This is a genomic window from Pseudorhodoferax sp. Leaf267, assembly GCF_001422405.1.
Lineage (GTDB): Bacteria > Pseudomonadota > Gammaproteobacteria > Burkholderiales > Burkholderiaceae_C > Pseudorhodoferax.
Window position 1 is genome coordinate 1 of record NZ_LMMV01000024.1, and the last position, 23,353, is coordinate 23,353.

A 23,353-nucleotide genomic window follows, 5' to 3' on the forward strand; every position below is an offset into this window, starting at 1 on the left:
CGCAGGCAAACTGCCGCGCATGAACAAGGCAGCGATCCAGGCCGGGCTTGCGCTGCCCGAGCCACCCATGTCGATCTCGCACGAGACGATCTACTGCGTCGGCTCTGCAAAACCTCCGCAACCTGCATGAACGCTGGGTTTGCGCCAGTTCCCCTGGGTGTTGGATCCCCCGAGGATCTTCACATCCGATTCTGATTTCTGGGAGTTTTTCCGATGTCCGAGGCCGACTTCTTCCGCCAGCCGCTGGCCGAGATGATCGATCCGCGCCACCCGCTGGCGGTGTTGGCCGGCCGGCTGCCTTGGGCGCAGATTGAGGCAGCCCTTGCGCCGTACTTCGCCCGCCAGGTGCGCGAAGGCCGCGCTGTCGCGCAGGACGACTTGTTCGGACCCTCGCTGCAGGTTGCAGGCGCTGGTGTTGCCGCCGCCGACCGTCCCCGCCTGCCCCTGCGCCTGATGGCCAGCCTGCTGTACCTCAAACACGCCTACAAGCTCAGCGACGAGGAGCTGGTGGAGCGCTGGGCCGAGAACGTCGTGTGGCAATACTTCAGCGGCATGGCGTTCTATGAGCCGCGCCTGCCCTGCGATGCCACGCAGATCGGGCGGTTTCGTTCCGCCATCGGCGAGGCCGGCGTGGAGGAACTGCTCAAGGCCACGATCGACACTGCGGTAGCCTCCAAGGCCATCCGGCCTGCCGAGTTCGAGCGGCTGATCGTGGACACCACGGTGCAGGAGAAAGCCATCGCCCACCCGGTGGACTCGCGGCTGCTGCAGATCGCACGCCACAAGGTGGTGGCTGCGGCCAAGCGCGCGGGCATCGCGCTCAAGCAGACCTTCGTCAAAGAGGGCAAGACACTGCGGCGCAAAGCTGGTGGCTACGCCCACGCCAAGCAGTTCAAGCGCCTTCGCAAGGTCGTCAAACGCCAGCGCACGATCCTGGGCATCGTGCTGCGCGAGGTGCAGCGCAAGATCGCGCAGGCCAGCGAGGCCACGGCACTGACGTTGACGAATCTGCAAACGCTGATGCAGCGCGCCGAGCGCATCCGCAGCCAGCGCCCCAAAGACAAAAACAAGCTGTACGCCCTGCACGCGCCCGAGGTGGAGTGCATCGGCAAAGGCAAGGCCCGCAAGCCCTACGAGTTCGGCGTGAAGGTCAGCGTGGCGGTCACGCACAAACAGGGTTTGATGGTGGGTGCGCGCAGCTTCACTGGCAACCCGTATGACGGCCATACGTTGAACGAGCAACTGGAGCAGGCGACGATCCTGACCGAGGACACCGGAGCCAAGCCCAAGCAGGTCGTGGTGGACCTGGGCTTCAGAGGCGTGGACGCCGCCAACCCAGGCGTTGAGATCATCCACCGGGGCAGGTTCTTGAGCCTGACGGATCAGCAGCGGCGCTGGCTCAGGCGGCGCCAGGCGGTGGAGCCGGCCATCGGGCACCTGAAGCACGACAACGCCATGGACCGGTGCTGGCTGCACGGCGCCAGCGGCGATGCGCTGCACGCAGTGCTGTGCGCGGCGGGGTACAACATCCGCTGGCTGCTGCGGGCCATCGTGCGCCTGGGACTGAAGGGCCTTTTTGCGCCCCTGCTCGCGCTGCTCGCAACGTTGGCCACAGCGCTCGCCGCTGCTGTGGGAGTGGGAAACGCCGGCGCGCATCGGACGGCTTGGTCGGCTGGGTGAATTTTGCAGGGCCGACTCGATAGCATCTCGCATGCCAATCCCTGACCATCTTAGATCAGCTTTCCTGTTCTACTTGATTCTTAGCTTCTCGATATTTAGATAGAGCGTCTACCTCTTGATCGAAGCATTTTTCCCAAAATTCAGCCTCTGCAAAAACCGCGGGACCAAGGTCAAGTGAATTTTCTCGAACTTCTAGCACTTTCCAGCATCTTGGGAGCGAGTGGTCGATTATATTGAATAGTATCGCAGGTAGTAAAACGGGTTGACCGCGATCTTCACTTTCAATTCGAAATCCGATTTGCTGGGAGCTATACTTTTCGACAGAGAGAACAGTATAAGTCTTGTTATTGATAATCCATCCATGCAAATTTTCCGCTTGGATATTGACTTCGGTTTTCAAGCAAATTTTCATCGCCAAGCTCCGTCGTGGTTAAAGATGACTTTGAAGTCATCCAGAAAGTACGTTTTACCTGTTGCGCGATTTTGATAAAAGTGAACCTGAAAATCTCCTGATGGACTTCTTTGTGTCAAGGTCGTCATTTTTGCCCAATCTGCGATGTTGGTTCCGTCCGCAGTTAATTTTGCAATTAGATCAGGGTTTTTTAGTTGACTGCCAGGAATTGCCACTTTTGATGCGGCTATCACATCAGGCCGCAATGCTCCATCGATGAATAGTGATGCTGCCTCACTGTGTAGTAGCTGCTGTGTTAGCAGAGGGCCATTCGCAATGTTTTGGGCATCGCTGGTTGAGCCTTTAGCACTACTATTCGCATCATTCCTAATTTTCGTTAATACATCCTCCGCCTTGTTTCCCGCCTTTACCCCAGCCCCAACCTTACTTACAGCCTTGCCGCCGGGCAGCACATCCAAGACGCCAGTCGGGAATAAAGCCTCATTGGCCGCGTAGAGAATACCCAGTGCGACGATCTCTGTCTCCGTCAAACCGCCCCGAGCGCCAGCGCTTTCCAAGTAGTCGCGGATGATTTTCTGACTCTCCACGAGCGGCTTGATCTCTTGCGTCTTGAGTGCGTCGTTAAGCTTGCTCAAGGCCCTGTCCACGTAGTGCTTGAGCGCATTGTTGACGGCGGCATTGGATGCCGCGTTAGCAGCGAGACTGATCTGCGAGGCGTCTAACCCCGCGATGGCTGCCCCCATGGCGCCCAGCATGGCGGCCAGCTCCGATGTGCCGGCCTTTGGATTGCCGTACTCGTCAAAGCCGAAGGTCTCAGCACTAAGCTCCCCCATGACGGCGCCGATCGCGCCTGCACCGCAGCCGCCATCGGTGCGCGCCGCACCCACGGCGCAGCCAGCCAGGGCGTGCGCCACCTTGTTGGCGAATCCGTTCTGGATGTCGCCAATGGCGGCGGCCGACTGCGCGGCTGTGGTGTCCAGGAAGGCCGTCTGCAGACTGTTCCTGAGGTTGTCCTGCAGACTGCCCCCGCTGATCGCCGTTCCGATCACCGCGCGGGCGGCACCGGCCTTCAGGTTGTGCCCCAGCTGCTCCATGAAGCCTTGCGCGCCGCCGCCTGCCGTCGGCATGCCCGTCGGGTTCAGGTTCAGGCCACTCAGAACACCGCCTGTCACAACAGCCGTCAGCAAGCCTTTGACACTGCCGCTGCTACCCAGCTCGTCCAGCGTCTTGCCCAGGTCACCCTGGTTGTTGACCAGTGCCACAGCCGCCTGACCGGCCAGCGCGCTGACGCCGGCCGTCACCGCGCCGCCCACCACGGTCGAGATCGTGGTGCCGGTGCCCGTGAGGAACGCACCTCCGCCGGACAGCGCGACGCCTTCTCCAACGCCGACCGCAGCCGCCTCACCCACGCCGGACGCCCAGGTGGAAGCTGCCCCCGCCGTGAAGTACGCGACCACCGCCGTCAGCACCGCTGCGCCCACGGGCGTCAGCCCCTGGCGGTTGTAGTCCCACCGGGAATGGGCCTCCTGCACCTGCTGCCAGTCGACCTTGGCGCCGAGCTGCGGGTCCTGGCTGATCTGCTGCACCCAGGCCATGCCGGGTTGCTGGGCCAGTGCCTCGATGCTGTCACGCGCCCCCAGGCGGGCCTGCACCTGGTCGACCTGCGCGGCCAGCGTGCCCACGTGTGCACGATCTCGCCGCTGTTGGTGATCTGGCCGGCGTCGATCGCGAGCCGGGCGGTGTGCATCTGGCCGGCATGCGTCAGGCTGTCGGCCTGTAGTGCCAGCGCGCCGTTGCCGATGACCTGGCCGTTGCCGCCATCGACTTGCGTGGCCGTCAACGTGAGCGTGCCGGTGCCGGCATGCTCTATGCGGCCGTTGGCGTTCATGAGGTGGCTGGCCTGCAGCACCATGTCATGGCCGTTGCCGGCGATGCGGCCGCCGCGGTTGTCCAGCAGGCCGGTGGTGCTGACGCGCATGGTGGCGTCACCCGTGTGCACGATCTCGCCCGCGTTGGTCAGCGTGCCGGCGTCGATCGTGATGCGGTGGGCCTGCAGGGTGCCGTGCTGCACCAGGCTGCCGGCCTGCACAGCCAGCGCGCCATTGCCCACGATGCGGCCGTCGTCGCCTTCCAGGTGCCCGACCGTGATGCCGAGCTGGCCGCTGCCCGCATGGGCGATGTCGCCGCTGGCATTGGCCAGCGTGGCGGTTGCGATGTCCATCTGCCGGGCATTGCCCGCGATGCGTCCGCCGCGGTTGTCGATCTGCGCGGTCGCGGCAATGCGCATGGCCTCGCCGCCGGTCTGCACGATGCGGCCGCCGCGGTTGTCCAGCGTGCGTGTGTCGATGGCGACCTGGTCGGCCTGCAGGCTGCCGGCGTGCACCACAGTGTCCGCGTGCAGCGACAGCGCGCCGTTGCCGACGATGCTGCCGTCGCCTCCGTCCAGGCGCGTGGTGGTGATGGACAGATTGCCGTTGCCGGCGTGTTCGATGTGGCCACCGGCGTTGGCGAGGTGGGCGGACTGCAGCGCCATGTCCTGGCCACTGCCGGCGATGCGCCCGCCCGTGTTGTCCAGTGCTTCGGTGGCATCGATCTGCATGGCCTGTTGACCGCGCTGCACGATCTCGCCACCGGTGTTGGTCAGGCGCGCGGTCGCGATGGCGATGTGCTCGGCGGCCATGCTGGCGCCGGTGCCGTGGGTGATCTGCTCGGCCTCGACGCGCAACGCGCCGTTGCTGACGATGCGCCCGGCGTTGCCGTCCAGGCGCCCGGCCTGCAGTGCCAGCAAGCCGTTGCCGGCATGTTCGACGCTGCCACCCGTGTTGTCGAGCGTGGCAGTGCGCAGGCTGAGGTCGACAGCGTTGCCGGCGATCTGGCCGCCAGCGTTGTCCAGCCGCTCCGTGGCCACGATGTGCATGGCTGCATCGCCGGTCTGCACGATATGGCCGCCGCGGTTGTCCAACGTGCGCGCGACGATGTCGATCGCATGGGCCTGCAGGCTGCCGGCCTGCGCGACCGTGTCGGCCCGCAGCACCAGCGCACCGTTGCCGACGATGTTGCCGTTGCCGCCGTCCACCTGGCTGGCGTCGATCGACAGCTGGCCGCTGCCGGCGTGCTCGATGCGCCCGCCCTCGTTGGTGATCCGGGCCGATTGCAGGGCCATGTCTTGCGCATGGCCGGCGATGCGGCCGCCAGTGTTGTCCAGCGATGCGGTGGCCGTGATGCGCATGGCCTGCGCGCTGCGCTGCACGATCTCGCCGCCGGTATTGGCCAGCCGCGCGGTGTCGATGGTGATCTGCCCGGCCGCCATGTGGGCGCCGCCACCGTGCGCGATCTGTGTGGCGGCCATCTGCAACGCGCCGTTGCCGACGATGCGGCCCGCATTGCCGTCGATGCGTTCGGCCGCCAGGCGCAGCAGGCCGCTGCCCGCGTGTTCGATGGTGCCGCCGGTGTTGTCCAGCGTGGCGGCCTGCAGGTGCAGGTCGGTGGCGTTGCCGGCGATACGGCCGCCCTGGTTGCCCAGCCGGCCCGTGGCCGTGAGCTGCATGGTGCCGCTGCCGGTCTGGACGATCTCGCCTGTGTTGTCCAGCGTGCCGACGGCGACGTCGACCTGTGCGGCCTGCAGGCTGCCGGCGAGCGTGGCACGGTCTGCGCGCAAGCGCAGCACGCTGTTGCCGACGATGTGGCCGTCACCACCTGCCAGTTCCGTCGCATCGACGGCCAGGGTGCCGGTGCCGGCATGCTCGATGCGGCCACCGGCATTGGCGATGCGTGCCGACTGCAAGGCCATGTCCTGCGCGTTGCCGGCGATGCGGCCGCCCGTGTTGTCCAGCAGCGTGTCCACTTCGATGCGCATGGCCTGGTTGCCGGTCTGCACGATCTCGCCGCCAGTGTTGGCCAGTTGTCGGGTGGCGATCGCGACCTGAGCGGCGACCATGCTGGCGCCGCTGCCGTGGGTGATGCGCTCGGCGCCGACCTGCAGCGCGCCGTTGCCGACCACGCGGCCGGCGTTGCCGTCGAGGTGGCCGGCCTGCAGCGCCAGCAGCCCCTGGCCGGCATGCTCGATGCGGCCGCGGGCGTTGGCGAGCAGTGCGGCTTCGATGCGCAGATCCCTGGCATTGCTGGCGATGTGGCCGTCGCTGTTGTCGACGCGTTCCGTGGCCACGATGCGCATGGCCTCGTCGCCGGTCTGCACGATGCGGCCGCCGCGGTTGTCCAGCACGCGTGCGGCGATGTCGATTTGCCGGGCCTGCAGGCTGCCGGCCAGCGCCGCCGCGTCGGCGCGCAGCACCAGCGCGCCATTGCCGACGATGCTGCCGCTGCCACCGTCCAGGCGGTCGGCGGTGATGGTCAGCGCACCGCCACCGGCATGCTCGACGCGGCCACCGGCATTGGTGAGGTGGGCGGACTGCAGCGCCATGTCCTGCCCGTTGCCGGCGATGCGGCCGCCCGTGTTGTCCAAGGCGTCGGTGGCGGCGATGCGCATGGCCTGGTTGCCGCGCTGCACGATCTCGCCGCTGTCGTTGGCCAGGCGACCGGTGTCGATGGCAATCTGCTCGGCGGCCATGCTGGCACCGTGGCCGTGGGCGATCTGCCCGGCCTGGATGCGCAGCGCACCGTTGCCGATGATGTGTCCGGCGTTGCCGTCCAGGCGAGCGGCGGCGATGGCCAGCAGGCCCTGGCCGGCGTGCTCGATGCGGCCGGCGCCGTTGTCCAGAGTGCCAACGGCAAGGTCGAGGTCGCGGGCGCTACCGGCGATGTGGCCGCCGCGGTTGTCGAGCCGCTCCGTGGCCGCGATGCGCATGGCTTGATCGCCGGTCTGCACGATGCGGCCACCACGGTTGTCCAGCACGCGCGCGGCGATGTCGATGTGGCTGGCCTGCAGGCTGCCGGCCTGCGCGACCGTGTCGGCTTGCAGCGCCAGCGTGCCGTTGCCCACGATGCTGCCGCTGCCTCCGTCCACGCGCGTGGCGGCAATGGCCAGTTGGCCGTGGCCGGCATGCTCGATGCGGCCGCCGGCATTGGTGAGGTGGGCAGACTGCAAGCGCATGTCCTGCGCATTGGCGGCGATGCGCCCGCCGGTGTTGTCCAGCGCCTCGGTTGCGTCGATGCGCAGGGCCTGCTCGCCGCGCTGCGTGATCTCGCCACCGGTGTTGGCCAGACGCGCGGCATCGATGGCGATGTGCTCGGCGGCCATGCTGGCGCCGGCGCCGTGTGCGATCTGTGCGGCCTGGACCTGCAGCGCGCCGTTGCCGACGATGCGGCCGGCGTTGCCGTCCAGGCGCTCGGCCTGCAGCAGCAACTGGCCGCTGCCGGCGTGTTCGATGCGGCCACCCGTGTTGTCGAGTGTGTTGGCCTGCAGGGACATGTCCGTCGCATTGCCGGCCATGCGGCCACCCGCGTTGTCCAGGCGCTGCGTGGCGGCGATGCGCATGGCGGCAGTGCCGGTCTGCACGATCTCGCCACGGTTGATGAGCTGGCCGGCGTCGATCTGCAACGCGTGCGCCTGCATGCTGCCGGCATGTGTGGCCTCGCGGGCCGACAGTGCGAGCCTGCCGCTGCTGCGGATGGCGCCGTCGCCACCGTCGAGCTGCGTGGCCGTGATGTCCAGGCTGCCGGTACCGGCGTGGTCGATGCGGCCGCCACCATTGACGATCCGGGCGGCTTGCAGCGCGAGATCCTGGCCTTCGGCCAGGATGCGGCCGCCTGTGTTGTCCAGCGTGCCTGCGACGGCGATGCGCGCGCTGTCGGCACCCAGGTGCAGCATGCGGCCGCCATCGGTGTTGGCGAGCGCACCGGCATCGATGGCGATGCGGCCTGCTTCAAGCGCGCCGCCACGGTTGTCCAGCGCCTCGCGGGTGTGCAGATGCAGCGAGGCGGTGCTGTCGCGGCGGCTATCGGCTAGCAGCCCGGCGGCCAACACGCCGTCGGCCTGTTGCCGCAGTGTGCCGGCCGTCACCTGCAGCGGGCCGGCGGCGCTGATGCTGCCGTTGTTGGCAAGCGCGCCATCGACCGCCAGTGTCAGCGCGTTGTCGCTGCGCAGCGCGCCGCGGTTGTGCAGGGCGCTGGCCTTCACGTCGAGCGTACCGGCGGCCGTGATGCTGCCGTCGCCGTTGTCCAGCAGGCCGCCGGCCGAGAGCAGGGCGGTGCCCGCGCTGGCCAGCACGCCGCCGGCGTTGTCGATGCGGCCGCCGCTGGCGATGTCGAGCCGGCCAGCGGCGAGCTGGCCGCCGGTGTTGTCGAAGTTCGTTGTGCGGGCGCTGAAGTCGCCGCGCACCTGCAGCGTGCCGCCGGCATTGCTGAAGCGCTCGCCCGTGAAGTCCATGCGGTCCAGGTGCAGCGTGCCGCCGCCGTTGTCGATCTGCGGGGCTTGCAGCGCGATGGTGCCGCTGGCAAGGATGCGGCCGCCTTCGTTGTGGAGGGTGCCCGTGGCGCGCAGGCTGCCGGGGCCCGTGGCCGCCGGTGGGGCGGTGGGTGCGGGGTCGGAAGGCGACATGGCACCCGGCGCAGCGGGCGCGGCAGCTTCGATGCCCGGGCCAGGCGCTGGTGGCTCTGCCGGGGTCGGCACCGCAGCGGCGGGCGCAGGCGCACCGATCTGGCCGCCACCGCTGTTGCGGATCGCCGCGGCGGCAAGGTCCAGGCCCATCGCACCGGCCTGGCGGATCTGTCCGCCGCGGTTGTGGATGTCTTCGCCGCTGGCCAGCTCGACGCGGCCACCTTCCAGCGTGCCGGTGTTCTCCAGCCGGCCGGCGGCCGTGACGACCAGGCCGCCGACCCCGGCACCGATGTGGCCGGCATTGCGCACGCCGACGCCGGCCTCGGTGCCGATCAGCGTGATCTTGCCGGCGTACATGCCGCCGAGCGCGGCCACGTCCAGCGCGAACACGGGCGCGGTGCCTTGGCCCTGGGCTGGCTGTGCACCACCGCTGTCTGCCGCGACCTCGCCGCTGCCGACGACGACTTTCAGCTCGCTGGCCCAGATGCCGGCGTTGACCTGCAGCGCCCGGCTCAGGATGGCGGCGTAGTCGGTCGTGCTGGCGTCCAGGCCCGCGCCCTCGATACGGATGGTGCCGCCCCGGACCAGGAAGCCCGCCAGCCCGCCGTCGGCGCCGAACTGCGCCGTGCCTGTCGTCAGCGTGGCGCGGCTGGCGTTGATGAAGCCGGCGCCATCGACCTGGATGCCGGCCGGGTTGGCGATGATGACCTCGGCCCGCTGGCCAGCCACCTCGACATAGCCGCGCAGGCGGCTCGGGTCGGCGCTGTTGACCTCGTTCAGGATGATGCGTGCCGGCCCCTGGGCCAGCCAGGGGTTGCCGGGCACATGGCCGGCCAGCCGCGTCTGCACGGCGGTGCGGCTGTTGTTCAGCACGGCGCCCTTGCCGTCCACGTCGAACTGCCGGTACAGGTTGCGCGAGACGCCGGCCGCGCTGGGCGTCTGGATGTTGACCAGCGGCGCGCCCTCGGGCGTGGCCAGCACGGTGGGGCGCTGGCGCCCCGGCGCGTTGGGATCGGCTGCGACCTGTGCGCCGGCCGGTGCCGCGGCCCAGGAGGTCAGCACGGCGACAGCCAGCGTGGTGCCGCTGGCGGCCTTGCTGGCGCTGCGGGCGGTTTCCTGGACGACCATGCGTGTACCGCGCGCGGCGTTGAAGACGATGCGATGGAGATGCTTGTTCATGATGTTGTTCTCCGCGAGATTCAGAAGCTGTAGTTCAGGTTGAAGCCGAGCGTCACGCTCGAGGTGTGCAGGCGCGCGGGCTTGCGAATGGGGGTGCCGGCGAACACATCGAAGGCCAGACCCTTGAAGTGGCCGCGCACGCCGAGCACGCCACCGGTCAGGCTGCGGCCGGGCAGGGAGGTGGTGGACGGGCCGCGCACCTGGCCGTGGTCGATGCCGGCGTACAGCTCGGCGCCACTGGTACCGAGCGCCAGGCCGATGTCGTTGCGCCAGAGCCAGCCGCGTTCGCCGACCAGGCTTGCCTCGCCGTCGAAGCCGCGCACCGTGTAGCGCCCGCCGATGGCGAAGCGGTCCTGCGGCGTGAGCGGCGTGCGGTTCCATTGCACGCGGGCCGTGGCGGCGTAGCGCAGCTTCTGCGTGCCCAACTGGAACGGCATGTCCAGACCGGCGTCGGCCGTGAACACGCGCATGCGGGATGTGCCTTCACCGAAGGCTTCTTCCGGCGCCGGCATCGCACCGAAGGCGCCAGTGCCGTGGCGGTAGTGCAGGCCGGCGTCCAGCGTGGCGGTCTGGCCGGCCAGCGACACGAACTCGCGGTGCTGCACACCCAGTTCCCAGCCGCCCACCACGCGGCGCTGCACCTCGACCTCGGTGTCGTCGATGAAGTTGGCCGACGCGCGGCGCCAGCCACGCACGGACACCGTGCTCTTGCGGCGCTGGTCGCGGTAGACCAGGCGCGACAGCCGCACTTCGGCATTGCGCGAGGTGCCGGCGTAGACGTAGTTGTGGTCCAGGCCGGCCACACTTTGGTGGTAGCGGCTGCGGCTCGCCGTGGCGGCCAGCAACCAGTGGCCGTAGGGGATGGCGTAGTGCAGCGTCTGGCCATGGGTGCCCTGGCCGCCGTGGTTGAACGCATCGTGGTTCAGGCTCACGTAGGCCAGGTCGTTCAGGCCCAGCGGCCCGTCCCACGCGAGCGTGATACCGGCCTGGAGGCGGCCGGTGGCCTGGGTGCCGCTGTCGTCCAGGCTCACGGTGGTGCGCAACGGGAAGCGGCGCGCGTAGCGCACCACGAGGTCGCTGTCGCCGGGCTCGGCGCCTGGCGCCTGAGAGGGCTCGATCTGGATGTCGGCATCTGCCGTCGGCAGGCGCTTGAGGTTCTCCAGGCCCTGCTCGATGTCGCGCAGGTTCAGCAGATCGCCCACAGCGGCCGGGACTGCATTGCGCAGGCTGGTGCGGTTGGCCGTGTCCTCGGCAAAGCGGATGGCCGCGATGCGGCCGGGCACCAGGGTCAGCCTGAGCGTGCCGCTGGCCAGGTCCTGCGGTGCGGCCAGTACGCGTGTGGTGACCCAGCCGCGTTCGACCAGCGCCTGCTGCAGCCGCGCCAGCACGGTGTTGACACCCTGTGTGCCCAGGCAGCGGCCGAGCGGGCTGTCATCGCCCTGGGCGCCAGCGGCGCGGGGCAGCAGCCATTGGAACGCGTCGGCACGCGCACCCGTCAGTTCGAGCCGTTCGATGCGAAAGCACGGCGCCTCGGCGTCGGGCAGGCGGCCGATGGCCGGTGCGTCGGCGCGCGGCAGATGTGCGTCGACCGCGCGCTCGTTCTGCGCACGCAGCGCACGTTCGCGCTCCTGCTGGCGCAGGTCTTCGGCGAACGGCTGCGCAGGCGACTGGGCCAGGGCGGAAGTGGATGCCAGCAGCGCGGCCGTGAGGACGCTGGTGCCAAGGCTGTAGGAGCGAGAGGAAGTGGAGGGAAGAAAACGCGACATCGGCGGACCCGTAAGAGCGGCATCTGCGCCGCGGCCCGCGAATTGTTTTTGTGCCGATATGTTTCTCTTCGTGTGCTAATTCATCAATTGGATGTCGGATATCTTTTTGTACACGATGTGCGAATTAGTCGTCATTGGCGACCGTGAACAAGTCGCCATCCGTTCGCGCAGCAGCCGAACGCAACCAAAAAAAACGGCGGGAGAACCCGCCGTTGTCATCGAAGGCCGTTCCCGGCCATGTGCGTCGATCAGTCCGCCTCGCCCATCTGGCTCTGCAGATAGTTCTGGATGCCCACCTTCTGGACCAGTGCGATCTGCGTCTCCAGGAAGTCGATGTGCTCTTCGGTGTCGTCCAGGATGCCCTGCAGCAGGTCGCGCGACACATAGTCGCGCACGGTCTCGCAGTGGGCGATGCCGGCCTTGATCGTGGCCTGGGCCCCGTACTCGGACTTCAGGTCACAGTCCAGGATCTCGGGCACATCCTCGCCGACGAGAAGCTTGCCCAGGTCCTGCAGGTTGGGCAGGCCGTCCAGCATGAAGATGCGGTCCATGATCTTGTCGGCGTGCTTCATCTCGCCGATCGACTCTTCGTATTCCTTTTTCGCCAGCCGGTCCAGGCCCCAGTGCTTCAGCATGCGGTAGTGCAGGAAGTATTGGTTGATGGCCGTCAGCTCGTTCTTGAGCTGGGCTTGCAGGTGGACGATGACTTGGGGGTCGCCTTGCATGGTGGATTCCTTGGAGTTGTGGGCTTGCGCGTGTGGGAACGCCTGGAACCAGGCGACTTCGGGCGCGATTGTCCGCGGCTCGCCGCAGTGCAGCAAGGCAAGACCCCTGGTTTGCGGTGTGCCTGCGGTTGAGGCTGATAGGCGTTCTTATCGACCCGACGCCGTGGTGGCGCGGGGCATTGGCATTTTCAATGCAGCCCATTTGGCCAAACGATTGGCCTTGCGCCAGGGGCCAGGGTTAAAGTTCGGGCTTCGCGCTTTTCTCAACTGCTTCCCAAGGAAACACATGTCCCTGATCAACACGCCAGTCCAGCCTTTCAAGACCACCGCCTTCGTGAACCGCAACGGCAAGGGCGAGTTCATCGAAGTGACCGAAGCCAATCTGAAGGGCAAGTGGTCCGTGCTGATCTTCATGCCGGCCGCTTTCACGTTCAACTGCCCGACCGAGATCGAAGACGCGGCCGACAACTATGCCGAATTCCAGAAGGCTGGCGCCGAGGTCTACATCGTCACGACCGACACGCACTTCTCGCACAAGATCTGGCACGAGACGTCCGACGCCGTGGGCAAGGCCAAGTTCCCGCTGGTCGGCGATCCGACGCACGCCCTGACCAACGCCTTCGGTGTGCACATCCCCGAAGAAGGGCTGGCACTGCGCGGTACCTTCGTGATCAACCCCGACGGCATCATCAAGACGCTGGAAATCCACTCCAACGAAATCGCCCGTGACGTGTCGGAAACCTTGCGCAAGCTGAAGGCTGCCCAGTTCACCGCTGCCCACCCCGGCCAGGTCTGCCCCGCCAAGTGGAAGGAAGGCGCCAAGACCCTGACGCCTTCGCTGGACCTGGTCGGCAAGATCTAAGCGCCGTTTTCTAGCGGCCGAGCGCACAGGCGCTCACCAGCCGGACAGCGTCATGGTGGTGCGCCGCCATGCCGTCCGGCTTTTTTTCGCCCGTTGTGGCCCCAACTCACTGCTTTCGAAAGGAACCCACCATGCTCGACGAACAACTCAAGACCCAGCTCGGCGCCTACCTGGAGCGTGTGACGCAGCCGTTCGAACTGGTGGCGTCCCTGGACGACAGCGAGACCGCGCGCGACATGCGTAGCCTGCTGGAGACCATCCAGGGTTTGCGTAGCGACAAGATCACTTTGCGGCTGGACGGCAACGACGCGCGCAAGCCCTCATTCAGCGTGCAGCGCAGCGGCACCAACTCCCAATTGCGCTTTGCCGGCCTGCCGTTGGGCCATGAATTCACCTCGCTGGTGCTGGCGCTGCTGTGGACCGGTGGCCACCCGCCCAAGGTGGAGCAGGATGTAATCGACCAGGTGAAGGCGCTGGACGGCGACTACCAGTTCGAGGTCTACATGAGCCTGACTTGCCACAACTGCCCGGACGTGGTACAGGCCCTGGCGCTGATGGCGGTGCTGAACCCCAAGGTCAAGACCACTGTCATCGAAGGCGGCGCGTTTCAGCACGAAGTGACCGAGCGCGAAATCATGGCCGTGCCCATGGTGTTCCTGAACGGCGAAATGTTCCATTCCGGCCACACCACGCTGGAGGAGATCGTCGGCAAGCTCGACACCGGCGCCGCTGCGCGTGACGCGGCCAGGCTTTCGGCCAAGGAAGCCTACGACGTGCTGATCGTGGGCGGTGGCCCGGCGGGCGCCGCAGCCGCCGTGTACGCGGCGCGCAAGGGCATCCGCACTGGCGTGGCGGCTGAGCGCTTCGGCGGCCAGGTGAACGACACCCTAGGCATCGAGAACTACATCTCCATCGTCGAGACCGACGGCCCCAAATTCGCCGTGAACCTCGAAGGCCATGTGCGCGCCTACGACGTGGACATCATGAATTTGCAGCGTGCCGACAAGTTGATTCCGGCCGCCGAGCCCGGCGGCCTGGTCGAGGTTCGACTGGCCAACGGCGGCACGCTGAAGTCGCGCACGGTGATCCTGTCCACGGGCGCGCGCTGGCGCAATGTCAACGTGCCCGGCGAAGCCGAATACCGCAACAAGGGCGTGGCCTACTGCCCGCACTGTGACGGCCCGCTGTTCAAGGGAAAGCGCGTGTCGGTGATCGGCGGCGGCAACTCGGGTGTCGAGGCTGCAATCGACCTGGCCGGCCTCGTGAGCCATGTCACGCTGGTCGAGTTTGCCGACCAGCTCAAGGCCGACGCCGTGCTGGTGCGCAAGCTGCTGAGCCTGCCCAACGTGACGGTGCACGTCAACGCCCAGACCACCGAGATCACGGGTGCCGACGGCAAGGTCACCGGCCTGCGCTACAAGGACCGGGCGACCGGCGCCGAGCATCTGGTGGCGCTCGAAGGCGTGTTCGTGCAGATCGGCCTGGTGCCCAACACCGAGTGGCTCAAGGGCACGGTGGAGCTGTCCAAGCACGGCGAGATCATCGTGGACGCGCGTGGCCAGACCTCCATCCCCGGCGTGTTCGCGGCGGGGGACGTGACGACCACGCCGTTCAAACAGATCGTGATCGCGGCCGGAGAGGGCGCCAAGGCAGCACTCAGCGCGTTCGACCACCTGATCCGTACCTCGGCACCCGTCGAAGCCTGAGATCGGCGTTGCTGAGCAAGCCCGTGGCACCCTGTGCCGCGGGCTTTTTTTGATGCGTTCCGATGCGGGTGGTTCTCCGCCGATGACGTGGCGCGCGACTTGCCCCATCGCTTCCGGGCGCGCCAAGTCTGGGGCATGCAGTGCAGTGCCACCGTGGCCGGCGACGACACGCCGCAACAACTGATCCGCTGACCTCGCTCAGCGCAGCGAGACGACCGGCGCATGCTGCGCCATCAACGCCACGACCCAGTCGATGAACGCGCGCAGCTTGGCGCTCACATGCCGGTTCGGCGGGTACGCCAGGTATAGAGGCGTGAGTTCGAGCTGCGAGTCGTCGAACAGCGGCAGCAGCGCGCCCCGCGCCAGGTGCAGCCTGGCCATGTGGTCTGGCAGCCAGGCGATTCCCAGGCCCGCCAGGGCCGCAGCCAGGTAGGCATTGCCGTCGTCGAACCAGAACACATGGCGGCCCTGCACGTCCATGCGCTCGGCGCCACGCTGCATGGCATACGGCAGCGCTTTGCCAGTGCGCGCCCCCAGTAGCTGGATCAGTTGGGTGAGACTGGTCTTGTTCACCGGCAGCGTGTCGGCGGCCTTGGTGAAGCTGCGCGTCGTCACCACGCGCGCGAAGGCCTGCATCGCATCGCAACGGTTCATCGAGGCTCTCTTGCATCGAGCATTGTTTGGATGGGGCAAACGGTGTTTGTTGGCTGCGCGCGTTGATCTGCAGGGCGTGCGCTCCTAAAGTCCCTGCGTATTCAAGAAAGGTATTGCATGACTGCACGTGACGTTGTCTTCCCGCCTGGCCGCCAGGCGCTGTACGACAAGAACCGGTATTCGCCGGCCATCCGGTCCAACGGATTTCTGTTCGTGTCAGGCCAGGTCGGCAGCCGGCCCGACGGCTCACCCGAGCCCGAACTGCAAGCGCAGGTCCGGCTCGCGTTCGAGAACCTCAACGCCATCCTGAGGGCCGCCGGCTGCACGTTCGACGACGTGGTGGACACGACCGTCTTCATCGTCGACCCCGAATCGAAGTTCGAGAAGATCTGGAGCGTGGTGGGCGAGTACTGGGGCGGCGCGCCGCATCCCACGGTGACGGCGATCGGCGTGACCTGGCTCTACGGCTTCCAGTTCGAGATCAAGGTGATCGCCAGGCTGCCCGAGGCCGCGCCGGCTTGAGCCTCAGTAGGTCAGCCGCTCCGGCCGGATCTCCTGCAGGATCGTCGTGGCGATCTCTTCGATCGACTTGGTCGTGGTGCTGAGCCAGCGGATGCCGCTGCGCCGCATCATGGACTCGGCCTCGCTGACCTCCATGCGGCAGTTGTCCAGCGCAGCGTAGCGCGAGTTCGGCCGCCGCTCGTTGCGGATCTCGCTGAGCCGCTCGGGCTGGATCGTCAGGCCGAAGATCTTGGCGCGGTGCGGCATCAGGGCGGGGGGCAGCTGCTGACGTTCGAAATCTTCGGGAATCAGCGGGTAATTCGAAGCCTTCAGGCCGTACTGCATGGCCAGGTAGAGCGAGGTCGGCGTCTTGCCGCTGCGGCTCACACCAACCAGGATCACGTCGGACTGCTGCAGGTCGCGGTCCGACTGCCCGTCGTCGTGCTCCAGCGAGAAGTTGATTGCCGCGATGCGGTCGTGGTAGGCCTGGCTCTTGCTGATGTCGCTGAAGCGGCCCACGCGGTGGTGCGACTTGATGCCCAGTTCCACCTCCAGCGGCCGCACGAAGGTGCCGAACATGTCCAGCAGCATGCCGGCACAGTTGGCCTCGAAGAAGCGCAGCACTTCCATGTTCACGATGGTGGTGAACACCAGCGGCTTGCGGCCCTCCACCTCGGCCGTGTGGTTGATCTGGCGCACCGCCTGGTGGGCCTTGTCGATGGTGTCGATGAAGGGCAGGCGCACATGGCGCGACTTCATGTCGAACTGCGCGAGGATGGCGTTGCCGAATGTCTCGGCCGTGATGCCCGTGCCGTCGGAAATGAAGAATACGGTGCGGGTGGTCATGCGGGTCTCCAGATCTGCGCTGCATTGTGCAGGAACCGTGCCGGCCTTCCGGACTACACGCCAGATGCAACCGAGGCCCCTACAATCCCCTGCAATGTTCAGGAATTCCACCATGTGGCGGGCGCACGCAAAGCAACAACATCCAAGTTGCGCCGCATCCATGGGCGACGGTTCGGGCCTGGTTCCCCGGACGCGGCGCGCAGACCCGGTTTCAACCTTCGGAGCTTTCCCATGTCTGCACTCTTTAGCCCGACCGCCCTGGTCGTACCGTTTGAGAACCTGAGAATGAGCGACGTCGAGGCCGTCGGCGGTAAAAACGCCAGCCTCGGCGAGATGATCTCGCAATTGCCCCAGGGCGTGCGCGTGCCCACGGGCTTCGCGACCACTGCCCATGCCTTCCGCCAGTTCCTGGCGCATGAGGGCCTGACCGACAAGATCAGCCGCCGTCTGGCCACGCTGGACACAGAAGACGTTCGTGCGCTGGCCCAGGCAGGCGCCGAGATCCGTGGCTGGATCGAGGCCCAGCCTTTCCCTGCTGATCTGGAAGACGCGGTCAAAACCGCATTCGCGACCCTGTCGGCCGGCAACAGCCAGGCCAGCTTCGCCGTGCGCTCGTCCGCGACCGCGGAAGACCTGCCCGATGCCTCCTTCGCAGGCCAGCAGGAGACCTTCCTCAACGTGGTGGGCATCGACGACGTGCTGCACAAGATGAAGGAGGTGTTCGCCTCCCTGTACAACGACCGCGCCATCAGCTACCGCGTGCACAAGGGCTTCGCGCATGACGTGGTGGCCCTGTCCGCCGGTGTGCAGCGCATGGTGCGCTCCGACCTCGGCGCGGCCGGTGTGATGTTCACGATCGACACCGAGTCCGGCTTCGACCAGGTGGTGTTCATCACGTCGAGCTACGGCCTGGGCGAGACCGTGGTGCAGGGCGCCGTGAACCCCGACGAGTTCTATGTGCACAAGCCCATGCTCCAAGCCGGCAACAAGGCCGTGATCCGCCGCAACCTGGGCAGCAAGCTGATCCAGATGGAATTCACCACGCCGGCCGAGAAAGCCGCCGACGGCAAGCTGGTCAAGACCACCGACGTGCCGACCGAGCAGCGCAATCGCTATTCGCTGAGCGATGCTGACGTCGAGCAATTGGCGCGCTATGCCCTCGTGATCGAGGAGCACTACGGCCGCCCGATGGACATCGAATGGGGCAAGGACGGCGGCGACGGCCAGCTCTACATCCTGCAGGCGCGGCCGGAGACGGTGAAGAGCCAGCAGGAGGGCAAGGCCGAGATGCGCTACAAGCTCAAGGGCAAGGGCAGCGTGCTGGCCGAAGGCCGTGCCATCGGGCAGAAGATCGGCACCGGCCCCGTGCGCCTGGTGCGCAACATCAGCCAGATGGACGAGGTGCAGCCTGGCGACGTGCTCGTCACCGACATGACCGACCCGAACTGGGAGCCGGTGATGAAGCGCGCCAGCGCCATCGTGACGAACCGCGGCGGCCGCACCTGCCACGCGGCCATCATCGCGCGGGAGCTCGGCATCCCGGCCGTGGTCGGCTGCGGCGACGCGACAGACCAGCTCAAGACCGGCACACTGGTCACCGTCAGCTGCGCCGAGGGCGATACGGGCTACATCTACGACGGCCTGCTGGAGGCCGAAGTGACCGAGGTCGAGCGTGGCGCCATGCCCAAGATCGCGACCAAGATCATGATGAACGTGGGCAACCCGCAACTGGCCTTCGACTTCTGCCAGCTGCCCAACGAAGGCGTTGGCCTGGCCCGGCTGGAGTTCATCATCAACAACAACATCGGCGTGCACCCGAAGGCGATCCTCGACTACCCGAACATCGATGCCGACCTGAAGAAGGCTGTCGAGTCCGTGGCCCGCGGCCATGCGTCGCCGCGCGCGTTCTATGTCGACAAAGTGGCCGAGGGCGTGGCGACGATCGCCGCGGCCTTCTGGCCCAAGCCTGTCATCGTGCGGCTGTCGGACTTCAAGTCCAACGAATACCGCAAGCTGATCGGCGGCAGCCGCTACGAGCCGGAAGAAGAGAACCCCATGCTGGGCTTCCGAGGCGCGGCGCGTTATATCAGTGCCGATTTTGGCGAGGCCTTCGCCATGGAATGCGCGGCGCTCAAGCGCGTGCGCATCGACATGGGCCTGACGAATGTGCAGGTCATGGTGCCCTTCGTGCGCACGCTCAAGCAGGCCGAGAAGGTCACCGATCTGCTGGCCCACCACGGGCTGAAGCGCGGGCAGGACGATCTCAAGATCATCATGATGTGCGAGGTGCCGAGCAACGCCATCCTGGCCGACGAGTTCCTGCAGTTCTTCGACGGTTTCTCGATCGGCTCGAACGACCTGACGCAGCTCACGCTGGGCCTGGACCGCGACTCCGGCCTGGAGCTTCTGGCCGCAGACTTCGACGAGCGCGACCCGGCTGTGCAGGCCATGTTGATGCGCGCCATCACGGCGTGCAAGGCACAGGGCAAGTACGTGGGCATCTGCGGCCAGGGCCCCAGCGACCACCCGGACTTCGCACAGTGGCTGGCTGACCAGGGCATCGAGTCCATGTCGCTGAACCCGGACAGCGTGGTCGCGACCTGGCAACGCCTGGCGCGCTGACGCCTTCCTGAGCCGGCGCGGCGAGCCCCTACTTGCAAGCCGCCGCGCCCCTGGCCTCTTTTCGCCCGCGCACCAGTCTGCGCATCGTGCTGCTGGTGCTGTGGGCGGCGCTGTCGTTCGGCGTGGTGTTCTTCGCGCGCGACCTCGGGCTGGTCGTGGGCGGTTGGCCGCTGAACTACTGGTTCTGTGCCCAGGGCGCAGTGCTCGGTTTCATCGCCATCGTCGCGGTCTATGCCTGGGCCCGCCGCAGCCACGGGGCTGCTCCACCCGCGGTCGACGTGCGGCGGCTGCACCGCATCTTCGCGCTCTACGTCGTATGCCTGCTGCTGTTCCTGGCCGGCATGGCGCTGGCCGAGCGGGCGGGGCTGCCGCGCCAGTGGATCGGCGCGATCTTCCTGTTTTCCAGCCTGGCGCTGTACGCCGGCATCGGGATCTTCTGCCGCACATCCGACGCCGCCGAGTACTACGTGGCCGGTCGGCGCGTGCCGGCGTTCTACAACGGCATGGCCACGGCGGCCGATTGGATGAGTGCGGCTTCGTTCATCAGCCTGTCGGGTGGGTTGTACCTACAGGGTTTCTCGGGTTCGGAGACGCAGGCTGGCGGGCTGGCCTACATCATGGGCTGGACGGGCGGTTTCTGCCTGGTGGCGCTGCTGATCGCGCCAGCGTTGCGCCGGCATGACCTGTACACGTTGCCCGACTACTTCGCGCTGCGGTTCGGTGGCAGATGGCCGCGTCTGCTGTCTGCGCTGGCGGCCGTGCTGTGCTCGTTCACCTATGTCGTCGCGCAGATCTATGGCGTCGGCCTCATCACCTCGCGCCTGACCGGCGTGCAGTTCGAGATCGGCATCCTGCTGGGCCTGGGCGGCGTGCTGGTCTGCTCGTTCCTGGGCGGCATGCGGGCCGTGACGTGGACCCAGGTGGCGCAGTACGTGATTCTGATCCTTGCGTTCCTGATCCCCGTTTCCTGGCTGGCCTACAAGCAGCTGGGCAACCCGATGGCACCTTTCGTCTACGGCGCACAGCTGGGAAAGATCGCCGCCCTCGAAAGCGAACTGGCGCAATCGCCCGCCGAGCGGGCCGTGGTGGCCGAGTACGCGCGCCGTGCCACGGTCTACCAGGCGATGCTGCGCGACGTGCCCGCCGCGCTGGCGCAGGAGCGCCTGGCCGCGCAAGAGCGCCTGCGCCTGCTGCGGCAACAGGACGCGCCGGACGCCCAGGTGCAGGCAGCCAGCCGCGCGCTGGCGGCCTTGCCCACCACGGCTGCCGCTGCGCGCGAACGCTGGACCCGGGCACTGGCCGACAACCTGGACCGGTCCAGACCCCTGGGCGGAGTGGCACCCATGCGCCTGGCCTTTGCCGGCGACCCGCAGGGCTCGCCACGCGAGCGCGAAGCCTTTGCCAACTCGCGGCTGAACTTCATGGCGTTGATGTTCTGCCTGATGCTGGGCACGGCTGGTTTGCCGCATCTGCTGACGCGCTTTTACACGACCAGCTCGGTGGCACAGGCCCGCAGCTCCGTGGCGTGGTCGCTGCTGTTCATCGCCGCGCTGTACATCGCGGCGCCGGCGCTGGCGGTGCTGGTCAAGTACGAGGTGCTGAGCGAGCTCGTGGGCAAGAGCTTCGACGCGCTGCCGCCGTGGATCGCGCAATGGGCCCAGGTCGACCCGTCGCTCATTTCGGTGGCCGATGTCAACGGCGACCGCGTGCTGCAGTTCTCCGAAATCCGCATGGGCGCCGACATCATCATGCTGGCAACGCCCGAGCTGGGTGGCCTGCCATACGTCGTTTCCGGGCTCGTGGCGGCAGGGGGGCTGGCCGCGGCGCTGTCCACGGCCGACGGGCTGTTGCTGACCATGGGCAACGCCTTCGCGCACGACATCTATCTGAACAGTCTGAGGCACCGTGTCAGCGCCATGTACGGCGTCGTGTTTTCCAAGTTCGCGCTGCTGATGGTGGCGCTGGCCGCGGCCTATGTCGCTGCGCTGCGCTCGGCCGACATCCTGTATCTGGTCTCGGCCTCTTTCTCGCTGGCCGCATCCACCTTTTTTCCGGCTCTGGTGGCCGGCATCTTCTGGCGCCGCTGCTCGCGCGCCGGCGTGGTCGCCAGCATGCTGGCGGGTGCTGGCGTGACACTGGCGTACATGGTGCTGCACATGGCGGGTGTGCGTGCTGCGCTGGGATTGGACGGGCCGGGCCTGTGGTTTGGCATCCAGCCGGTTTCGGCAGGCGTTTTCGGCGTCGCGGCCAGTGCGCTGGCCATCGTGGTGGTGAGTCTGTTGACCGTGCCACCGGCCGTCCCGCAGACAAATTCGATTCGCGGGCTATAATCTTAGGCTTTGCCTTGCCACACCGCCTTGAGCCGCCACCGGTTCTGGACGCAGCGGGTGGCGTTAACCTCAAGGAGAGTCCATGCGTCACTACGAGATCATTCTCATGATCCACCCGGATCAGAGCGAACAAGTGCCGGCCATGCTGGAGCGCTACAAGTCCATGATCACCAACGGCGGCGGCAAGATCCACCGCGTGGAAGACTGGGGCCGCCGTCAGCTGACCTATCTGATCAACAAGCTGGCCAAGGCGCACTACCTGTGCGTGAACATCGAAGCTGACCAGGCTGTGATGGCCGAACTGGAACACGCCTTCAAGTTCAACGACGCTGTGCTGCGCCACCTGACGGTACAGCTGAAGAAGGCCGAGACCGGCCCGTCGTCGATGATGAAGACGGTCGAACGCGAAGAAGCGCGCAAGACCCAGCAAGCCGAATTCGCATCGCAGCACTAACGGCAGCCCCGAGCGCAACGCGCCGCCGGGCGGGTGAAGGCGGTTCTCGATGAACCATCTGATCCTGACGGCCTGTATCGCAGAGCTGAAGGCCCTGCGCTACACACCGGCTGGTGTGCCTGCCCAGGATCTGGTACTCGAACACGAGTCGCAGATCGAAGAGGCGGGTCAGACCCGGCAGGTGAAGGCCCAAGTGAGGGCGGTGGCATTCGGCGCAGTGGCCGAGAGGGTACGCAAGCAGGTCGTCGGCAGCAGCTGGCGCTTCAGCGGATTCCTCGCCAACCCCCGCGTCGGCAAGAGCGTCGTGCTGCACGTGCAAGAGTTTCAACCAGATTCAACAGATTGACAGGAGCCCATCATGGCTGGACCCAGGCGTTTCAATAACAAGGACAAGCGTCCCAAGCGCAACACGCAATCGCTGCTGTTCAAGCGCAAGCGTTTTTGCCGCTTCACCGTGACCGGTGTCGAGCACATCGACTACAAGGACATCGACACGCTGCGCGACTTCATTGCCGAAAACGGCAAGATCATTCCCGCGCGTCTGACGGGCACGCGTGCCTTCTTCCAGCGTCAGCTGAACACGGCCATCAAGCGTGCGCGTTTCCTCGCCATGCTGCCGTACAGCGACCAGCACCGCATCTAAGGAGAGCCGAACATGCAAATCATTCTGCTCGACAAGGTCGTGAACCTGGGCAACCTGGGCGAGATCGTCAAGGTCAAGGACGGCTACGCACGCAACTTCCTGATCCCGTCCGGACGCGCCCGCCGCGCCACCGAGACGGCCAAGAAGGAATTCGAAGCACGCCGCGCCGAACTCGAAAAGGCCGCTGCTGCCAAGCTGGCCGAGTCCCAGGCGCAGGGCGAGAAGCTCGGCGGCACCACCGTCAAGCTGACTCAGAAGGCTGGCGTGGACGGTCGTCTGTTCGGCTCCGTGACCAACGCCGACATCGCCGAAGAGCTGAACAAGCTGGGCTACAAGGTCGTGAAGTCGCAAGTGCGCATGCCCAACGGCCCGATCAAGAACGTCGGCGACAGCACGGTCAGCGTGGCCCTGCACACCGACGTCGTGGTCGAGATCAACGTGTCGGTCTACGGCGAAACGGCCTGATCCTTCACCCGC

At 66.7% G+C, this 23,353-nt stretch carries 17 protein-coding genes; 10 read left to right on the forward strand and 7 right to left on the reverse strand.

Annotated elements, in window-relative coordinates; translation table 11 throughout:
• Positions 1–213: 213 nt before the first annotated feature.
• Complete coding sequence (locus ASF43_RS23660) at positions 214–1,680, forward strand: IS5 family transposase (protein ID WP_056186718.1); 1,467 nt, start codon at positions 214–216, stop codon at positions 1,678–1,680.
• Between the two features lie 55 nt (positions 1,681–1,735).
• Here the strand turns inward: ASF43_RS23660 and ASF43_RS30970 are convergent, their stop codons facing one another.
• From ASF43_RS30970 to bfr, 5 genes are all read right to left on the reverse strand, one after another.
• A complete protein-coding gene (locus tag ASF43_RS30970) occupies positions 1,736–2,080 on the reverse strand; it encodes a hypothetical protein (RefSeq protein ID WP_156373496.1) in 345 nt (114 codons plus the stop codon).
• Between the two features lie 8 nt (positions 2,081–2,088).
• Complete coding sequence (locus ASF43_RS30155; RefSeq protein WP_156373513.1) at positions 2,089–3,687, reverse strand: DUF637 domain-containing protein; 1,599 nt, start codon at positions 3,685–3,687, stop codon at positions 2,089–2,091.
• Entirely contained in the window at positions 3,579–9,767 is a 6,189-nt protein-coding gene (locus tag ASF43_RS23665; protein WP_056186722.1) for a filamentous hemagglutinin N-terminal domain-containing protein, read from the reverse strand. The genes ASF43_RS30155 and ASF43_RS23665 overlap by 109 nt, the downstream gene beginning before the upstream one ends.
• A gap of 20 nt (positions 9,768–9,787) precedes the next feature.
• Positions 9,788–11,533: a ShlB/FhaC/HecB family hemolysin secretion/activation protein gene (locus tag ASF43_RS23670; protein ID WP_056186724.1), complete on the reverse strand. Its 1,746-nt coding sequence runs from the start codon at positions 11,531–11,533 to the stop codon at positions 9,788–9,790.
• Between the two features lie 248 nt (positions 11,534–11,781).
• Positions 11,782–12,258 carry a bacterioferritin gene (gene bfr / locus ASF43_RS23675; RefSeq protein ID WP_056187440.1) on the reverse strand — a complete coding sequence of 159 codons (477 nt, stop codon included), beginning with the start codon at positions 12,256–12,258 and terminating at the stop codon, positions 11,782–11,784.
• Positions 12,259–12,544: 286 nt separating this feature from the next.
• Here bfr and ahpC point away from each other — a divergent pair, with 286 nt between their 5' ends.
• Both ahpC and ahpF read left to right on the forward strand, forming a co-directional pair.
• Positions 12,545–13,120, forward strand: coding sequence for an alkyl hydroperoxide reductase subunit C (ahpC, locus tag ASF43_RS23680; RefSeq protein ID WP_056186727.1), 576 nt, complete (start codon positions 12,545–12,547; stop codon positions 13,118–13,120).
• 131 nt (positions 13,121–13,251) lie between these two features.
• Positions 13,252–14,826: an alkyl hydroperoxide reductase subunit F gene (ahpF, locus tag ASF43_RS23685; protein ID WP_056186730.1), complete on the forward strand. Its 1,575-nt coding sequence runs from the start codon at positions 13,252–13,254 to the stop codon at positions 14,824–14,826.
• A 198-nt stretch (positions 14,827–15,024) separates the two neighbouring features.
• On the opposite strand, the gene ASF43_RS23690 is transcribed toward ahpF, so the two are convergent.
• Positions 15,025–15,480 (reverse strand): LysR family transcriptional regulator, encoded by a 456-nt coding sequence (locus ASF43_RS23690; RefSeq protein ID WP_082498129.1) that lies wholly within the window; start codon positions 15,478–15,480, stop codon positions 15,025–15,027.
• Between the two features lie 117 nt (positions 15,481–15,597).
• Between ASF43_RS23690 and ASF43_RS23695 the strand changes: the two genes are divergently transcribed.
• Positions 15,598–16,002 (forward strand): RidA family protein, encoded by a 405-nt coding sequence (locus ASF43_RS23695; RefSeq protein WP_056186733.1) that lies wholly within the window; start codon positions 15,598–15,600, stop codon positions 16,000–16,002.
• A 3-nt stretch (positions 16,003–16,005) separates the two neighbouring features.
• On the opposite strand, the gene ASF43_RS23700 is transcribed toward ASF43_RS23695, so the two are convergent.
• Positions 16,006–16,827 carry a pyruvate, water dikinase regulatory protein gene (locus ASF43_RS23700; protein WP_056186736.1) on the reverse strand — a complete coding sequence of 274 codons (822 nt, stop codon included), beginning with the start codon at positions 16,825–16,827 and terminating at the stop codon, positions 16,006–16,008.
• Positions 16,828–17,058: 231 nt separating this feature from the next.
• Between ASF43_RS23700 and ppsA the strand changes: the two genes are divergently transcribed.
• The 6 genes from ppsA to rplI all read left to right on the forward strand — a co-directional run bounded on the left by ppsA (position 17,059) and on the right by rplI (position 23,341).
• The gene (gene ppsA, locus ASF43_RS23705) at positions 17,059–19,449 is read left to right on the forward strand and encodes a phosphoenolpyruvate synthase (protein ID WP_056186739.1); all 2,391 of its coding nucleotides are present in this window, start codon (positions 17,059–17,061) and stop codon (positions 19,447–19,449) included.
• Between the two features lie 32 nt (positions 19,450–19,481).
• Positions 19,482–21,779 carry a VC_2705 family sodium/solute symporter gene (locus ASF43_RS23710; protein ID WP_082498130.1) on the forward strand — a complete coding sequence of 766 codons (2,298 nt, stop codon included), beginning with the start codon at positions 19,482–19,484 and terminating at the stop codon, positions 21,777–21,779.
• Positions 21,780–21,861: 82 nt separating this feature from the next.
• Positions 21,862–22,233 (forward strand): 30S ribosomal protein S6, encoded by a 372-nt coding sequence (rpsF, locus tag ASF43_RS23715; protein WP_056186743.1) that lies wholly within the window; start codon positions 21,862–21,864, stop codon positions 22,231–22,233.
• A 49-nt stretch (positions 22,234–22,282) separates the two neighbouring features.
• On the forward strand, positions 22,283–22,579 hold the full coding sequence (priB, locus tag ASF43_RS23720; RefSeq protein ID WP_056186745.1) for a primosomal replication protein N: 297 nt from the start codon (positions 22,283–22,285) through the stop codon (positions 22,577–22,579).
• Between the two features lie 12 nt (positions 22,580–22,591).
• On the forward strand, positions 22,592–22,876 hold the full coding sequence (gene rpsR, locus ASF43_RS23725) for a 30S ribosomal protein S18 (protein WP_056186748.1): 285 nt from the start codon (positions 22,592–22,594) through the stop codon (positions 22,874–22,876).
• A gap of 12 nt (positions 22,877–22,888) precedes the next feature.
• Positions 22,889–23,341: a 50S ribosomal protein L9 gene (gene rplI / locus ASF43_RS23730; protein ID WP_056186751.1), complete on the forward strand. Its 453-nt coding sequence runs from the start codon at positions 22,889–22,891 to the stop codon at positions 23,339–23,341.
• Positions 23,342–23,353 lie beyond the last annotated feature (12 nt).

Excerpts from the sequence above, each read along its gene's own strand:
- rpsF (WP_056186743.1), top strand. The coding sequence starts at position 21,862 with ATGCGTCACTACGAGATCATTCTCATGATCCACCCGGATCAGAGCGAA.
- ASF43_RS23700 (WP_056186736.1), bottom strand. The coding sequence starts at position 16,827 with ATGACCACCCGCACCGTATTCTTCATTTCCGACGGCACGGGCATCACG.
- ahpC (WP_056186727.1), top strand. The coding sequence starts at position 12,545 with ATGTCCCTGATCAACACGCCAGTCCAGCCTTTCAAGACCACCGCCTTC.
- ASF43_RS23660 (WP_056186718.1), top strand. The coding sequence starts at position 214 with ATGTCCGAGGCCGACTTCTTCCGCCAGCCGCTGGCCGAGATGATCGAT.
- ASF43_RS23690 (WP_082498129.1), bottom strand. The coding sequence starts at position 15,480 with ATGAACCGTTGCGATGCGATGCAGGCCTTCGCGCGCGTGGTGACGACG.
- bfr (WP_056187440.1), bottom strand. The coding sequence starts at position 12,258 with ATGCAAGGCGACCCCCAAGTCATCGTCCACCTGCAAGCCCAGCTCAAG.
- priB (WP_056186745.1), top strand. The coding sequence starts at position 22,283 with ATGAACCATCTGATCCTGACGGCCTGTATCGCAGAGCTGAAGGCCCTG.
- ASF43_RS30155 (WP_156373513.1), bottom strand. The coding sequence starts at position 3,687 with ATGGCCTGGGTGCAGCAGATCAGCCAGGACCCGCAGCTCGGCGCCAAG.
- ASF43_RS23670 (WP_056186724.1), bottom strand. The coding sequence starts at position 11,533 with ATGTCGCGTTTTCTTCCCTCCACTTCCTCTCGCTCCTACAGCCTTGGC.
- ASF43_RS23665 (WP_056186722.1), bottom strand. The coding sequence starts at position 9,767 with ATGAACAAGCATCTCCATCGCATCGTCTTCAACGCCGCGCGCGGTACA.
- ASF43_RS23695 (WP_056186733.1), top strand. The coding sequence starts at position 15,598 with ATGACTGCACGTGACGTTGTCTTCCCGCCTGGCCGCCAGGCGCTGTAC.
- ppsA (WP_056186739.1), top strand. The coding sequence starts at position 17,059 with ATGTCTGCACTCTTTAGCCCGACCGCCCTGGTCGTACCGTTTGAGAAC.
- rpsR (WP_056186748.1), top strand. The coding sequence starts at position 22,592 with ATGGCTGGACCCAGGCGTTTCAATAACAAGGACAAGCGTCCCAAGCGC.
- ahpF (WP_056186730.1), top strand. The coding sequence starts at position 13,252 with ATGCTCGACGAACAACTCAAGACCCAGCTCGGCGCCTACCTGGAGCGT.
- rplI (WP_056186751.1), top strand. The coding sequence starts at position 22,889 with ATGCAAATCATTCTGCTCGACAAGGTCGTGAACCTGGGCAACCTGGGC.